Raw genomic sequence first — 13,864 nt, 5'->3', positions numbered from 1 at the left:
CGACTTACATTGGCTGTGCCATCCGTGTTCGCGCATCACTTCTGACGGCGACGCCCGGAGGCTTGAAGGGCGGGGTTGGGATGAGATTCTGGACTCATGGACATGCCCCTCGGCATGCCTCGTTCAACCGTTCAGGAGCCCTCCGCATGAAATTCACGAAAGCCGAAATCGACGCCATCATCGAAGCGTCGCCCCGTACCTTCGTTCCCTTCGACAAGTTGGTCCTCTCGCAGGACTATCAGGCGCGCGCCGGTGGCAGCACCCCGAAGATGAGCATCGCCGAACTCGCGGCCTCGATCAAGGAATGCGGCGTGTTGCAGAACCTCGTCGTCGTGCAGGGCACACGCGGCCGCTACGAGGTCTGCGCGGGCGGTCGCCGGCTCGAAGCGCTGACCCTGCTGGTGGGCAATGGCGACCTCGCCGGCAACTACCCCGTGCCCGTGCTAATCGTGCCGGCCGACCGGGCGCTGATCGCCAGCCTGTCGGAGAACGTCTTCCACATCCCCATGCATCCCGCCGACGAGTTCGCGGCCTTCGCCAAGCTGATCGGGCAAGGCAAGTCGGTGGAGGACGTGGCCGCTGCCTTCGGCGTCACGCCCCTGGTGGTCAAGCGTCGCATGAAACTCGCCACCGTCTCGCCCAAGCTGATGGCGCTGTTTCGCGAAGACCACATCGGCTTGGACTGCCTGATGGTGCTGGCCTCGGTGGACGATCACCAGAAGCAGGAGCAGACCTGGGCCGCGCTGCCGTCGTGGAACCGCCGTCCCGACTACCTGCGCCAACTGCTGACCCAGGGCGAGATCGAGTCCGACCGCGATGCCGTCGCCAAGTACGTGACCCTCAAGGCCTATGAGAAGGCCGGCGGTGCGCTACGGCGCGACCTCTTCAGCGACGACGACAAGAAGGTCTACCTGCTCGATGCGGCCCTCTTGGAAAAGTTGGCGACCGACAAGCTGCAAAAGCGGGCCAAGCAGATCGCGGCCGAAGGCTGGAAATGGGTCGATGTCCGAGTCCGTTATGCCTTCGACGAGTACGTCAAGTACGGCGAACTGCGCAAGACGAAGCGCCAACCGGATGCCGAGGAAGCGGCCGCCCTGGAGGACCTGGATGGTCGCATCGCGGCGCTGCACGCGCAGATGGAAGCGCTGGCAGAAGCGCTGGCCGACGAAGACGGCGACGAGGAGGCCTTCTATCAGCTCGAAGGCGAAGCCGAAGGCCTGGAGGAACAACGCAAGGCGATCGACGAGGCCCTCAGCGTGTGGTCGGCCGACCTGATGGCCCAGGCCGGCTGCGTCGTCCATGTCGGCCACAACGGCGCCGTCGCGGTGAAGTACGGCTTGATCCGCCCCGAGGATCGCAGTGACATGGTCCAGGCTGCCCGCCAAGCCGCTGAAAACGGCACCGACGAGTCACTGGTGTCGCTGCCGTCGCCCAAGACCCGCCCGGTGCATTCCGAGAAACTGGTGCGTTGTCTCACCGCCCACCGGGTCGCCGCCGTCCAGGCCGAATTGCTCGACCGCCCCGACGTAGCGCTGGCCGCGATCACCGCGCATCTGGCGCAGAAGATTTTCCGGGGCAACAATCTTTATTATCGCCGCTCGGAGAACGTCTTCGCCATCAGCGCGATCGACAGCCAATCCGACCTGCGCTCCGCCGCCGAGGACATGGAGGCCAGTGCCGCCTGGGCGAAGCTTCAGGCCGAGCGCACGGCCTGGGCCGAGCGGCTGCCGGAGAACCTGGAGGAAATCTTCCCGTGGCTGCTCGCCCAGGAGCAGGCAACGGTGCTGCGCCTGCTGACCTTCGTCGTTGCAGTCACCGTCACGGGCATATACGGCACCGAGCCCGAGCGGCAGAGCAACGAGGCGCTGGCGCGGGCCTTGGGGCTGGACATGAGCCGATGGTGGACGGCCACGGGGGCTTCCTACTTCAACCACGTCCCCAAGGCACGTGTCCTCGAGGTTGTCACCGAGGCCGTCGATGCCAATGCCGCCAGCCCGCTGGCCGCGCTCAAGAAAGATGCCGTGGTGACGGGGGCGGAACAGACGGTGGCCGGCACGGGCTGGTTACCGGGGGTGTTGCGGGTTCAGGCCCTGCCGACAGCAGGCGAGTGCTCGGAATCCTTGCATGGCGAAGAAGCGGAACCGGCAATGGCCGAGGCCTCTGCAATGCAATACCGTTGAACCGATGCGGGCAGACACGGGGGCGCCGGCGCGTTGCGCGGCACTCGCCCGCCTCGGTGAGTCTCAGCAAGGAAGGCATTCAGGAGGTGGGGCAGAGGGGCAGTCGAAAATCCAGCCAGCTTGAGTTGCCTGGATTTGTGCCAAAAGAGTGCATATAATGTGCGTAAGAGTTGCAATGCAGTAACTTGCCGGAGAGACGCCATGCCCATGACTGCTGCCTATGCCCCTGCCTTGACCCACGGCTTCGAAGGCTTCCTGGATTTCCTGCGTGACCAGGAAGCCGGACCGGCCGTGCTCTCGCCGAAGCGGTTCAGCGATGTGTTGAGCATCGACCTCCAGACGCTTGCCGGGCAGGCCCATGTTCACCGCAACACCTTGAGTCGGGCGCCCGCTTCGGAGAGCGTGCAGCGCTTCATGCGCGAGGCCCTGCGCGTGCTGCGTGCCGCCAACGACCTGACCGGCGATGTCGGCCGGGCCATTTTCTGGTATCGCAACGAACCCCTGCCGCCGTTCAATTACAAGACGGCTGAGCAACTGGTGTCGGAAGGGCGGGCCGAGGATGTGCTGCGCTACGTGGAGTCCCTCGAAGCGGGCGCGGCGGGATGAAGCTTGTCCGGCTGGCTGGCGTCACCGCCTATCGCCTGCATGTGCCGAAATGGGCGGTTGCGCCGATGAGCGGCGCCGGGGCGGCCAAACACGGCGGGCGAGCCAACCGGCCGGGAGTCGAGGCGCTCTATCTGGCCCTCGATACCGAAACGGCGGTGCGGGAATACCAGCAGGTGTCGAGCCTGCTCCCGCCCGGAACCCTGACCAGCTACCAACTGACGGTCGAGCCGGTAGCGGACTTCACCGCCGGCTACGATGCCTCGGTGTGGCCACCGATCTGGGAGGACTTCTACTGCGACTGGCGGGAACTGTGGTTCAACCAGCGTATCGAGCCGCCGAGTTGGATCGTCGGAGACACGGTGATCGCGGCGGGCGGCAAAGGGATTCTCTTTCCGTCGCAGGCGAGGGTGGGTGGTACCAATCTGGTCCTGTTCGTCAATGCGCTGACGGCGACGGATTTGCTCCAGGTCTACGATCCCGGCCGGTCCTTGCCGCAAAACCAGGATTCCTGGACAAGGTAATCGTCAGCCGTCGCTTTGCAGGCCGGAAAAGAGTGAAGAAACCCATGCAGGAATCTCCGCAACAAGCGATTGAACGCTACCTTCGCAGCGGCGACCACGATGCGCACTTCCAGTCATGGCCGGGGGACAACAACGTTGCCCAGGCCCGGTACGGGGGTGCCGCGCTACGCCAAGCACTGATCTCGGCGGTACATCATCGAACTGCACACGCCGAACTCCCTGCAACCCCGCCCGAACGGGATGTCGTTGCCTTCACCCGGGGCAAAGTGGCCCCCATGGTGCAGGGATTGTTCCCGGTCCACGAACAGGAGTCCGTCCTCGACGTGCTCGGACGCTCGGTCATCTTTCTCACGCCGGCCACCATCGACGCCGTGCTCGAACAGACGCCGTGGCTCAGTACCGCCTGGGATCTGGCGAACCTCTATCTCGCCGGCATCGGTGCCGAACTCCTGGCTGACGATGCGCCCAATCTTCTCGGCCTCAGTGAAGGAACGACCTGCTACCTGTCGGCCGAATACCTCGGCGCGCCCGGGCGCTTCGATGACTTCCTGGTCCATGAGGCGGCCCATATCTTTCACAACTGCAAGCGTCGCACGATCGGATTGCGCGAGACCCGGCGGCGTGAGTGGCTGCTCGAGATCGAGTTCGCCAGGCGCGAAACCTTCGCTTATGCCTGCGAGACCTACAGCCGCATTCACGACCTTGGCCAGGGGCTGCGGTCCCGACAGGCACTGCTCGCAGAATATTCGCAGGGGCCGATGCCGGCGGACGACAGGGTAGATGTGGACGAATATCTCGACATCCTGCGCGAAGCGGTCGCCGCCCGTAACGGCTGGAAACGCATCCTGGCACGGTGCTCGCCGCCCCTGGGTGGGCAGAGCCACCTTTCTTGATCTTCCCGCAATTCCGCAGGCGCTGCTTTCTCGCGAGAAGCTGCACGGTCCTGGCAGTTCGGAAATAGCGTCCCCCTTGGCCGCTACGGCGTTTAGAAGCGGACCCTGGCATCTCGGCTCCCAACCCCGCCCGATTGCGGAAGCCTACGACGAGGCGGGAGATGTCGATGGTCACTTCGTGGCCTGGCCTGTCGAGCCCCACATTGCTGATCGGCGGAATTGTTGATCCAAAACGAGCAACGCCTCCAAATCGTCCGGCAGCTCTATACCGATTCGCTGACACATCCCGCGATAGGCTGCGAGCTGCCTGGCCATCTGCACGTCATGGTTCTTGGCCTGGCATTCCCGAAAGAATGCCACCAAAGCATGGGTGCGTGTTCGCTGTAAGCCATCCGCGATATCGTCGAGCACGTCGATACGCCACAAGGGACTCTCGCGCATGAACTCTGCGGTCGGCACGAATGCCGATTCGCCGGTATCTCGGTCCACATAGAAACCGCGCAGCGTGCGGCGCGATAACAACAACAGGAATTCGTCGCGCGTCGGCACGTCGATGCCGGGGCTCAGCCAGTAAGGACTGCGTCGATTGATCTCGTTCATGTTGGCTCCTTCAAATTGATCCAATGGGGGGCAAGCGTTGACCTGGCTGCAGTCAGGTCGCGGGCGAATCGTCGGTGTCGGCGCCGTGCACGCGGGGTGGCGGGGTACCGGGGGCTCCACTGCGACTACTAACCGACTTTCCGCAGTACGCGTCTGCCGCTCTTGCGCGCGCATGTCCCGCCAACTGCGATACCGCCAGCCGCGCCGCCCGATCCAGTTCCGGGGAGACCGGCCCGCCCCCTCGGACCGGCGACGGTACGCCAGCGACATCTTCATAGGCATCGTTAAGAACCTCATGGCGCAGGCCATGGCCTGTCGCGCCCCGCTTGCGCAGGGTGATGCCGAATTTCTCCAGGACGTAATCCAGCCGCCGCAGATTTCGCTTCAGGTCCCGACGCGGATCACCCATGTGGGCGTCGCGACCGTCGACCACGCCTTGGGCAAACTCCAGCGCTGCCCGATGGGCCGGACTGTCCAGGGGAATCCAGCGCACCCGGCCGCCCTTGCCCTTGACCCATGCATAGCGATCCGCCTTTTGCTGATTCTCTGGCAGCCCGGTCTCGCTGAACGGCATGACATGCTGGAATGGCCGGAACTGCACCGACTCCTTGCGCCGCAGCCCCAGGGCCGACATCAGCCGCAGCGACGCGCCGACACGGCGGTCGAACTGGCACACCGCGGCGATCACCGCCGCGGCATCGATCCCCTGGGCGGTCCAGCTCTTGTCCCGCCGGGCGGACTCGTGGCGCTGGTACTCCTCCAGACTCAGGCCGTAGTGGGCGGGCTTCCGTACGAAGCCGTGCTTGCCCATCCACATCGCCAGTCCCCGCAGGAAGCTCAGGTAGGTCTGGATCGTCGCCGGCGCCAGAGGCGCCTGCTGCCAGACCTGCACCATGGCGTGGATGTGCTTCTGTCCGAGGTTGCGCGGATCCGGCACCGTCTTGAAGCCCGCCTTCTGCTTCAGGTCGCGGAAGAAGCGCCGCAGAAACTGTGCACGCTCCTGCCGCGTCTTGTGCGAGACGGTTTTCTCCAGCGCCGTATGCTGGGGGTTGAAGAGTTTGATCAGGACCTCCAGCACCTTGAGCGGCGGCGCCTTGCCCGGCTGGTAGCGGGCGAGGATTTCCTGGGGGGTCTTTCCCGCCCAACTCTGGGGGCGAGCGGGTTGCTGCTGGCTGGAACGCCCGGGGCTGGCAGGTTCCTGCCGCCGGCGGCGAGAGCTACGGCGAACGGTGTTGCTGGGGATTGCGTCCGACATGGTGAAGGCTCCTGGGTCGAAGGCCAGCCGCCCGAACGGCAAGCCGATGTTGGCGTGGAATCCATAGAGGCCACCGGTAGGACGGATTCCGTTGCCCGCGCCGGTCAGTGGTCAAGAACTTCGGTGCCGCGCGCGACCACGCCGTCGCGGCACCTCTACCCAGGGGTTCGTCGGCCAGCGCGTCTGCGCTCGCCAACTCGGTCGGTCTTAAAAACGAAACGGGTTGATCCGGCCCATCCGTGCATTTCTGCAGCCATGGGGGTGGTGATGCCGGCCGGCCTCTGGGGCGTGGCTTGGGCATCGGCGGCGAGGTCGGGCCTCGTGCCATCTGGTGGATCGGTTCTGGGGTCGTAGCGCCATCCACTCGCATGGGTCCGCCCCTGACCGAAAGTCCAGGGCGGTGTCGAGGGTGTGAGCGAAGGCGCGCGGGGAGCCCAAGAGGGCAAACACGACCGCGCGCTGCGGCGAACCGCGTGCTCAAAGGATGGCGGGAACAGGGGCACGGCATCGGGTGCCGGCCGGGTGCTCTGTTGGCCGTGGCGCGCTTCAGGGAGCGCCCAGCGATGAACGCTGGCCAAACCAGGGACATGCACTACGAGAAAGACCTCGGGACCGCCGCCTCAAGGGCGACGGCATTGCCGGTTCGAGACCGGCGCTTCAAGGGCAGGTAACGACTGCGACGCCTTTTGCTCCGCGATGGAGCGGGGCCAGGATGGCCCTCGGGAAACGTAGTTGACGCCAAGCGGGGAGGGCGGTCAAGCGGGCGGCTCGAAAGCGCGGCGATTGGTGGGGGATTGCGGGTGGCACTTGCGCGCCCGGGAGATTGCGGTAAGGCGCATTTATTGTCGCAAAGCGGCGGGCAACGAGGCGGCGGGCGGGCTTGACGGGGGAAATCTCTGCCTCTGGTCCTGAGCGGGGGAACTCAGGGCGATGCTCGCGCGCGGATCGCTCCGGCGGCAACTGCCGCGCATGGGGTTGATGCCAGCTATTTGAATGAGAGCGTAGTGACACACACGCAGCCCCGCTGGGGGATGACGCTTTCAGGTGTCAGCGAAATGTCCGTGCATTGCCGGTTCGCTGACAGCGGGCCGAGCCCGATGCCGAAATCGGCCTCGTTGAGTGGGGATTTCGTGTGGCGGGATCAGATCGCTCTGTCGATGCTGATCGACCTGAAACCTACCTCGGAGTCTTGCTATGGAATTGATCGTCAGAGCGGTGGATGTCGGATCCGGCAACACCAAATTCGTCACGGCCGCGGCCGGTACCGATATCCGCTGCGCCAGCTTTCCCTCGGTGGCTTATCCGTCCAGTGATGCCTCTCCCTCCTGGACCGCTGGCGAGCGCAAGAAGACGGTGTGCATTCCCATCGGTCCCCTGTATTACGAAGTTGGGCCGGACGTGAGTCTTGCCGCCGATACCTTCAGGGCGAAGCAGTTGCACGACGAATACACTGAGACGCCCGAATACATGGCCCTGCTGCGGGGGGCGCTCTCCATGATGAAGGTCAGCCACATCGACTTGCTGGTGGTCGGCCTGCCGGTAGCACTGCTGACGGTCAAGAAAGCGGCGCTGGAAAAGGCCATGACGGGCCGGCACGACATCGGCGGCGGCAAGGCCGTGACGGTGGGCAAGGCCATGGCTGTCGCTCAGCCGCAAGGGGCGCTGGCGCACTTTGCCTCCGAGCACCAAAAGATGACGATCATCGGCAACGAGCAGAGCCTGGTCATCGACCCCGGCGCGCGTACCTTCGACTGGCTGGTGGCCCGGGGCATGCGCCTCGTGCAGAAGCAGAGCTACTCCTTCAACCGCGGCATGTCCGATGTGCTGCGCCTGCTGGCGGCCGAGATTACCAAGGATATCGGCTCGCCGTACCGGGACTACGACGCCATCGACCTGGCGCTGCGCACCGGCAAGCAGCCGGTGATCTTCCAGAAGCCGTATGACATGAAGCGCCTGCTGCCCCTGGCGGAGACCGTCGCCGAGCAGGCGGTGTCGACGATGAAGGAGTGGATCGAGGCGCCGCACAGCCTGCAGAACATCATCCTGGTTGGCGGCGGGGCGTTCCTGTTCCGCAAGGCGGTGAAGGCGGCGTTCCCGAAGCACCGCATCCACGAAGTGAAGGAACCGATGTTCGCCAATGTGCGGGGTTTTCAGCTGGGGGGGCAGAACTACGCGAACAGCAAGATGACCGCCACCGGTAAGGAGCCAGTTCAGGGCGCATCGGGAGAACTCGAATGAGCACCGATACCGTGAAGGACGCCGCACCCATTCGCCTGGTCTTCGTATTGACGCGTGCCGACCATCCCCGTCTGTATGACGATCTGATCCAGTTCCAGAAGGGCGTTAAACGCATCAATCGCTTGCGGTTGCTGGCCTACGATGGGTTGCTGGCGCAGAACGGTGTTTTCGCCGGGATGGGACGTGGCTCGCCTCATCTGCCTTCCGCAAGGAGCGCGCAAGAGGGCAGTGGCGAGATCACCAACGATCTCTTCGCGCCTGCGATCGACGCGTGAGGTGGCCATGGGCAAGCGCTCGCGCCGGTCAGCGGATGTTCGGATGGTCAGTGCTTCGGACTTGGCGCAGATGGGCCGGTGCGAGAGATTGGTGGTGTTCGAGCATCTCCATGGAAGTCGGTGTACCGCACGGCAGCAACGTGCCCGGGCGCGCGGACTGGTCGAGCATGAGCAGTTCTATCGGGAAGGCCTGGCTTCCGCGCAGGCTGATCGGAAGGGGCGCTGTTTCATCGCCACCTGCGTGTTCGGCGAAGCTTGGCAGACCGAGGTCCTGCGCCGGTTCAGGGACGAGGCACTGCGACCCAGCGTTTGGGGACGCCGGGTGATCCGCCTCTACTATCGGGGAGCACCGGGCGTCTGTGTCGTCCTGCGCCGATTGCCCACGTTGCAAGTTCCTGTGCGTATGGTCTTGGGGGCGATAGCGATGGGGCTTCGATGGTGGTCAGGCTTGCGTCGAGGTGGCAAGTGTCGGCGCTAGCGTGGGGCGTCGGTTGCGCCGTTGCCATCGTGTGCCTCGCGCTTGCCATGACGCGGAGGGGATCACTTGAGACCCATGCTGCACGGGCTGAGCGGGCCTCGCGACCAGCAGCGCTGCGGGATGCCGAGTTGGTCTACATGGAAAAGCTGTTCCGGATTTCCACGCCCGTCGGACTGGTGGCGAAACTTGACCGGGCATACCGGATACCCTCCGGTCTGCTCGTGTTGGTGGAGTTCAAGACTCGCTGGAGCAAACAGCCGTGCCTGTCGGACGTGATCCAGTTGTCCGCCCAGAGGATGGCGGTGATGGGTCAGACGGGGCAGTCGGTGGCATCGTACGGGTATGTGATGGTGAAGGCGCCGACCCGGCGAGCCTTACCGATCACGCATTTCGTCAAATTGATGACTGACGAGCAGGTGGTCGCCTTGGTCAGGCGGCGGGAAGACGTGCTGGCAGGTCGCGCTCTTCCGTGCAGGCCCCTGTCTCGGAAGGGGTGCCCTACTTGCGCGTTTCGAACGCAATGCGACCGGATACCTCTTTGAGAAAAATCGCGACATCGCGGACATCGCCCAGTCAGTGCCTCACGTTGGCGAAGCTGGCAATCTGCCGAAGCGGGCCCGGCTTCCATGGCCGTCCGCTTTCGCACGCCGTGATGAAGCTTGCCCAGCGTTCCAGGGCTTCCCGACGTTCTGGAATCTCTTCACGGACATCGTAGATCGCTTCCATGCCCTTCAACGTGTGATTCAGGGCCAGTTCGGAAATCTCTCGGGATATGCCCATGTTGCGCATGTGTCCCTTTGCCGTGCTACGGGTGTCGTGAGGCGTGAACTTTCGGATCTGGATGTCACCGCGCTCGAATGCACGTGAAATAGCGGCCCACAAGGTGGTCTCGCCGACGTGGGTATCTCCAAGCCGCCGACGCCGACGCTCGATCCTCGCTGGTAGTACCCATGGTGATTCCCCTGCGAGATCACGCAGGTCCTTGAACCAGTTTGCGACTGTTGGCGTGAGCGGAACCAGGAAGCCCTTCCGGGTCTTCACTGAATCGTCTGGAACCCACCAGGTTGCTTGATCAAAATCGATGTGCTCCCACCGGGCTTTCGCCAGTTCGACGGACCTCACGCAGGTGGCGAGCAGAATCCGGAAGGCCAAGGCGTTTTCCACACCGATATCGTCGATGTCGGCCAGTAGGGTCCGCAACTCCTCTTCGTTCAGCATCACGCGCTTGCGAATCGGTGGGCGTTCTCCCATGAGGGCAATCAGGTCGATTCCAGCGGCCGGGTTGGAGTCAATCAAGCGCTTTCCACACGCATGGGCAAAAAGCAGCTTGCACGAAGTCAGAATTCGCTTCGAAATCGTCCAGGAACGCTTTGCCGACTCAAGCACGTGAACGATCTTGGCTGGCGTGATGTGCCGAACTTCCAGCGACCCGAGCTTGGGCAGTATGACTTTTTCCAGATCCCACTTTCGGTAATAGATGGTCCCTTCAGCGAGGCTGGGCGTCACCAGTTTCTTCTGCTTGTAGTCGTCGATCAATGCGCGGACGGTCCAGGCCATCTTGGACTGCATCTTCTCGACTTTTTTCTTGGCGGCGGGATCCTCTCCCTTGTCGATTGATACTCTGTGTTCTCTCGCCATCTGGCGGGCTTTGGCGAGCGACAAGTCGGGGTAATTGCCAAGGGTCAGTTCCTTGCGGCGGCCGGCTCCCATCCGGTAGCGGAGTATCCACGTAGCGGTTCCCGCCTCGGACAGGGTGAAAGTCAGGCCACCCCCATCGGAACGGGCAATTGGTGCGCCTTTGTTGACCCAGTGCTTTATCTGGATGTCGTCGAGTACGTTGATCTGGGTTCCCATGATGTCCGACTCCCGGTCAGGATCAATCGAGTCCTTCTTGCCGGCTCCCGGTCACCAGGGTCTGTTGTTGTGGCGACTTTCCCTCGCATCGATAACCGTCATCCCACGTTCACCGCGCCGTTGCTGGCTTGGCTGATCTCGACGTGGTCGGCTGATGCATTGGCGAAGTGGGTAGCTGCGAGTGATTCTAGCAGCGAGCTACCCATCTAGCTACCCACTTAGCTACCCGGTTTTGACGCGGCGTCATGAGACGAAGTGCGACTTCGCAGGATGTATGTAGCTGTTTATTAGTTGATTGTGTGTTGCTCGTGGGATGTATTGAAACGTCGTTGGATGTCGATTGAACTCGCAGGCGGCGATCTTCACTTGCTCGGACCGCCGGAGGGTTTGCTGCCGTAGGGCGCTGTTTTCGGATAGCCGGCGAGGTCAAGCAGGTTATTGTAGGCTGCTACCTGAAAACCGCGGTGACTCTGTTTGCCTACCTTGAGTGCGGGTACGGCGGGTTCGCCGATCAACTGTTTTAGTTCCTCGATCTGCGCCTGAGTTTCGACCACTGTTTCGCTGAACGGTACGCCACGGCGCGTAAGTAAGTCGCGCGCCAGTCTGCAGTCGTCGGCGCAGTCGGCCGCCGTGTATAGCGTGACAGGGAACGCTTCCATGGCCTTCTTGACGGCGAACGGCAGGTTGTCGCCCGGCTCGTTCGTGGTGCCGGCCTTGGTGACCGCCGTGGCCCTGCCCGGGGGCGGCGTGTCGGAAATGACGGTCCTGCCGCCTTCGGTCCATTTGTAGGTTTCGGCCATGGCCACCGGGCCTGCGAGAAGCAGGCAAAGTGTCAGCAGGTAACGCATTATCCTTGTCTCCCTTGAACCGCTCAGGCCGCAATCATACCGCTATGGCGCAGCAGCGCGTCGGGGCTCGGTTCGCGACCGCGGAACGCCCTGAAGTTTTCCAGGGCGGGACGGGAGCCGCCCTGGGACAGGATTTCATCGAGGTAGCGCTTGCCGACGGTGGCGTCGAACGGGTCGCCGGCTTCCTCGAAGGCCGCATAGCAATCGGCCGACAGCACTTCGGCCCACTTGTAGCTGTAGTAGCCGGCTGCGTAGCCGCCACCGAAGATGTGCGAAAAGCTGTTCGGGAAGCGATGCCATTCAGGCGGAACGAGGACGGCGACTTCCTGGCGGACTTCGTTGATCAGGTCCATGACCGACTTCGAGCCCCGTGGATCAAACTCGGCATGCAGGCGCATGTCGAAGATCGAGAATTCGAGCTGGCGCACGGTCATCATGCCGCTCTGGAAGTTCTTGGCGGCCAGCATCTTGTCGTACAGCGTGCGCGGCAGGGATTCGCCGTTATCGACGTGGGCCGTCATGCCCTGCAGCACTTCCCATTCCCAGCAATAGTTTTCCATGAACTGCGACGGCAGTTCGACGGCATCCCATTCGACGCCGTGGATGCCTGAAACGCCCAGCTCTTCGCCGCGTGTCAGCAGGTGGTGCAGGCCGTGGCCGGCTTCGTGGAACAGGGTGATGACTTCGTCGTGCGTGAAGGTGGCCGGCTTGCCGCCGACCGGGCGGGCGAAGTTGCAGTTCAGGTAGGCGATCGGCTTCTGGATGCCGTGGGCGGTGCGCTTGCGCGAGCGCGCTTCATCCATCCAGGCGCCGCCGCGCTTGGTTTCGCGGGCGTAGAGGTCCATGTAGAACTGGCCGACCAGATCGCCGGCCGGCGTTTCGATGCGGTAGAAACGCACGTCCTCGTGCCACACCGGGGCTTTGTCCTCACGGACCTTGACGGTGAACAGGCTCTCGATGACCTTGAACAGGCCGGCGACGACCTTGGGCTCGGTGAAGTACTGCTTCACTTCCTGTGCCGAAAAGGCGTAGCGGGCCTGTTGCAGCTTTTCGGACACGAAGGCGGCGTCCCAGGGCTGGAAATCGGCGATGCCGAGTTCATCCCTGGCGAAAGCCAGCAATTCGGCCATATCCTGCTCGGCAAAGGGTTTGGCCTTCTTCGCCATGTCGCGCAGGAAGGCGAGTACCTGTTCCGGCGTGTCGGCCATCTTGGGCAGCAACGAAACCTCGGCAAAGTTCCTGAACCCGAGCATCCGGGCGTCTTCCTCGCGCAGTTCGAGGATGCGCTTCATCAGCGGGCCGTTGTCCCATTCGGACTTCGAGTAGCCGTTGTCGATCTCCGCGGCGCGGGTGGCGTAGGCGCGGTACATGCGCTGGCGCAGGTCGCGATTTTCGGCGTACTGCATGAGCGGGCCGTAGGAGGGCGCGTGCAGCGTGAATTTCCAGCCGTCGACACCGGCTTTCTCGGCAACTTCGCGGGCTGCATCCTTGGCGTAGTCGGGCAGGCCGGTCAACCGCGCTTCGTCGGTGACCACCTCGCCGAAGGCGTTGGTCGCATCCAGCAGGTTTTCGGAAAATTTGGCGGCGAGTTGCGACAGCTCTTCCATGATCGCCTGGTAGCGCGGCTTCTGTTCTTCCGGCAGTTCGGCGCCGCTGAGGCGGAAATCGCGGATCTCATTATCGACGATCTTCCGGCGTTCGGCGCTCAGTGCGGCGTATTCCGGGCTGGCCCTGAGGGCGCGGTACTTGTCGAACAGCTTCAGGTTCTGGCCGAGTTCGGTGTAGAAGCGCGACACCTCGGGCAGCATCTCGTTGTAAGCCTCGCGCCACGCCGGGACGTCATTGACCGAATGCAGGTGGCCGACCACGCCCCAGGCGCGGCCGAAGCCTTCCAGGCCGTCGGACAGCGCGCCGGCGAAGTCCGTCCAGGTGGCAGGGGTTGCATCGTCGGTCAGGCGTTCGATCAGGCTGCGGCCGTCGGCGAGCAGGGATTCGATGGCCGGTTTGACGTGTTCCGGCTGGATCAGGTCGAAGCGAGGCACATCGGAGAAATCGAGCAGCGGATTATGGGCTTGGGTCATGGTCGTCGGGGGAAGCAATAAAAACGGGCGGTCTG

At 63.5% G+C, this 13,864-nt stretch carries 13 protein-coding genes; 8 read left to right on the top strand and 5 right to left on the bottom strand.

The genetic code is table 11. The annotated features are described in order from the left end of the window. Positions 1–146: 146 nt before the first annotated feature. From F1002_RS17895 to F1002_RS17880, 4 genes are all read left to right on the top strand, one after another. Positions 147–2,180 (top strand): ParB/RepB/Spo0J family partition protein, encoded by a 2,034-nt coding sequence (locus F1002_RS17895; protein ID WP_223879666.1) that lies wholly within the window; start codon positions 147–149, stop codon positions 2,178–2,180. 201 nt (positions 2,181–2,381) lie between these two features. Continuing rightward, positions 2,382–2,786, top strand: a complete 405-nt coding sequence (locus F1002_RS17890; RefSeq protein WP_150430405.1) for an antitoxin Xre/MbcA/ParS toxin-binding domain-containing protein — start codon at positions 2,382–2,384, stop codon at positions 2,784–2,786. After that, complete coding sequence (locus tag F1002_RS17885) at positions 2,783–3,307, top strand: RES family NAD+ phosphorylase (RefSeq protein ID WP_150430404.1); 525 nt, start codon at positions 2,783–2,785, stop codon at positions 3,305–3,307. Before F1002_RS17890 ends, F1002_RS17885 begins: the two co-directional genes overlap by 4 nt. 44 nt (positions 3,308–3,351) lie before the next feature. Continuing rightward, positions 3,352–4,200, top strand: coding sequence for a hypothetical protein (locus F1002_RS17880; RefSeq protein ID WP_150430403.1), 849 nt, complete (start codon positions 3,352–3,354; stop codon positions 4,198–4,200). A 171-nt stretch (positions 4,201–4,371) separates the two neighbouring features. On the opposite strand, the gene F1002_RS17875 is transcribed toward F1002_RS17880, so the two are convergent. Then, positions 4,372–4,800 carry a hypothetical protein gene (locus F1002_RS17875; protein ID WP_150430402.1) on the bottom strand — a complete coding sequence of 143 codons (429 nt, stop codon included), beginning with the start codon at positions 4,798–4,800 and terminating at the stop codon, positions 4,372–4,374. Between the two features lie 52 nt (positions 4,801–4,852). Further along, complete coding sequence (locus F1002_RS17870) at positions 4,853–6,055, bottom strand: phage integrase N-terminal domain-containing protein (protein ID WP_223879665.1); 1,203 nt, start codon at positions 6,053–6,055, stop codon at positions 4,853–4,855. Positions 6,056–7,249: 1,194 nt separating this feature from the next. Between F1002_RS17870 and F1002_RS17865 the strand changes: the two genes are divergently transcribed. Genes F1002_RS17865 through F1002_RS17850 form a run of 4 tightly spaced genes read left to right on the top strand, consistent with a single transcriptional unit; the run spans position 7,250 to position 9,588 of the window. Then, a complete protein-coding gene (locus F1002_RS17865; protein ID WP_150430401.1) occupies positions 7,250–8,293 on the top strand; it encodes a PRTRC system protein D in 1,044 nt (347 codons plus the stop codon). Beyond that, a complete protein-coding gene (locus tag F1002_RS17860) occupies positions 8,290–8,568 on the top strand; it encodes a hypothetical protein (RefSeq protein WP_150430400.1) in 279 nt (92 codons plus the stop codon). Before F1002_RS17865 ends, F1002_RS17860 begins: the two co-directional genes overlap by 4 nt. Positions 8,569–8,575: 7 nt before the next feature. Beyond that, positions 8,576–9,046, top strand: a complete 471-nt coding sequence (locus tag F1002_RS21525) for a CFI-box-CTERM domain-containing protein (RefSeq protein WP_370452183.1) — start codon at positions 8,576–8,578, stop codon at positions 9,044–9,046. Further along, a complete protein-coding gene (locus F1002_RS17850; protein ID WP_150430399.1) occupies positions 9,004–9,588 on the top strand; it encodes a PD-(D/E)XK nuclease family protein in 585 nt (194 codons plus the stop codon). The genes F1002_RS21525 and F1002_RS17850 overlap by 43 nt, the downstream gene beginning before the upstream one ends. A 31-nt stretch (positions 9,589–9,619) precedes the next feature. Here the strand turns inward: F1002_RS17850 and F1002_RS17845 are convergent, their stop codons facing one another. The 3 genes from F1002_RS17845 to F1002_RS17835 form a co-directional block, all read right to left on the bottom strand. Further along, the gene (locus F1002_RS17845; protein ID WP_150430398.1) at positions 9,620–10,900 is read right to left on the bottom strand and encodes a site-specific integrase; all 1,281 of its coding nucleotides are present in this window, start codon (positions 10,898–10,900) and stop codon (positions 9,620–9,622) included. A 362-nt stretch (positions 10,901–11,262) separates the two neighbouring features. Then, positions 11,263–11,748, bottom strand: coding sequence for a glutaredoxin family protein (locus F1002_RS17840; protein ID WP_150430397.1), 486 nt, complete (start codon positions 11,746–11,748; stop codon positions 11,263–11,265). 23 nt (positions 11,749–11,771) lie between these two features. Then, the gene (locus tag F1002_RS17835; protein ID WP_191090463.1) at positions 11,772–13,829 is read right to left on the bottom strand and encodes a M3 family metallopeptidase; all 2,058 of its coding nucleotides are present in this window, start codon (positions 13,827–13,829) and stop codon (positions 11,772–11,774) included. Positions 13,830–13,864 lie beyond the last annotated feature (35 nt).

The organism is Dechloromonas sp. CZR5, from assembly GCF_008711155.1.
In the GTDB taxonomy this organism is placed as follows: Bacteria; Pseudomonadota; Gammaproteobacteria; order Burkholderiales; family Rhodocyclaceae; genus Azonexus.
The sequence above is the reverse complement of the archived record's forward strand: the minus strand, read 5'-3'. Positions and strand labels throughout refer to the sequence as shown.

Coding starts and splice junctions, on each gene's coding strand:
- F1002_RS17895 (WP_223879666.1), top strand. CDS start 147: ATGAAATTCACGAAAGCCGAAATCGACGCCATCATCGAAGCGTCGCCC.
- F1002_RS17890 (WP_150430405.1), top strand. CDS start 2,382: ATGCCCATGACTGCTGCCTATGCCCCTGCCTTGACCCACGGCTTCGAA.
- F1002_RS17885 (WP_150430404.1), top strand. CDS start 2,783: ATGAAGCTTGTCCGGCTGGCTGGCGTCACCGCCTATCGCCTGCATGTG.
- F1002_RS17880 (WP_150430403.1), top strand. CDS start 3,352: ATGCAGGAATCTCCGCAACAAGCGATTGAACGCTACCTTCGCAGCGGC.
- F1002_RS17875 (WP_150430402.1), bottom strand. CDS start 4,800: ATGAACGAGATCAATCGACGCAGTCCTTACTGGCTGAGCCCCGGCATC.
- F1002_RS17870 (WP_223879665.1), bottom strand. CDS start 6,055: ATGTCGGACGCAATCCCCAGCAACACCGTTCGCCGTAGCTCTCGCCGC.
- F1002_RS17865 (WP_150430401.1), top strand. CDS start 7,250: ATGGAATTGATCGTCAGAGCGGTGGATGTCGGATCCGGCAACACCAAA.
- F1002_RS17860 (WP_150430400.1), top strand. CDS start 8,290: ATGAGCACCGATACCGTGAAGGACGCCGCACCCATTCGCCTGGTCTTC.
- F1002_RS21525 (WP_370452183.1), top strand. CDS start 8,576: ATGGGCAAGCGCTCGCGCCGGTCAGCGGATGTTCGGATGGTCAGTGCT.
- F1002_RS17850 (WP_150430399.1), top strand. CDS start 9,004: ATGGTGGTCAGGCTTGCGTCGAGGTGGCAAGTGTCGGCGCTAGCGTGG.
- F1002_RS17845 (WP_150430398.1), bottom strand. CDS start 10,900: ATGGGAACCCAGATCAACGTACTCGACGACATCCAGATAAAGCACTGG.
- F1002_RS17840 (WP_150430397.1), bottom strand. CDS start 11,748: ATGCGTTACCTGCTGACACTTTGCCTGCTTCTCGCAGGCCCGGTGGCC.
- F1002_RS17835 (WP_191090463.1), bottom strand. CDS start 13,829: ATGACCCAAGCCCATAATCCGCTGCTCGATTTCTCCGATGTGCCTCGC.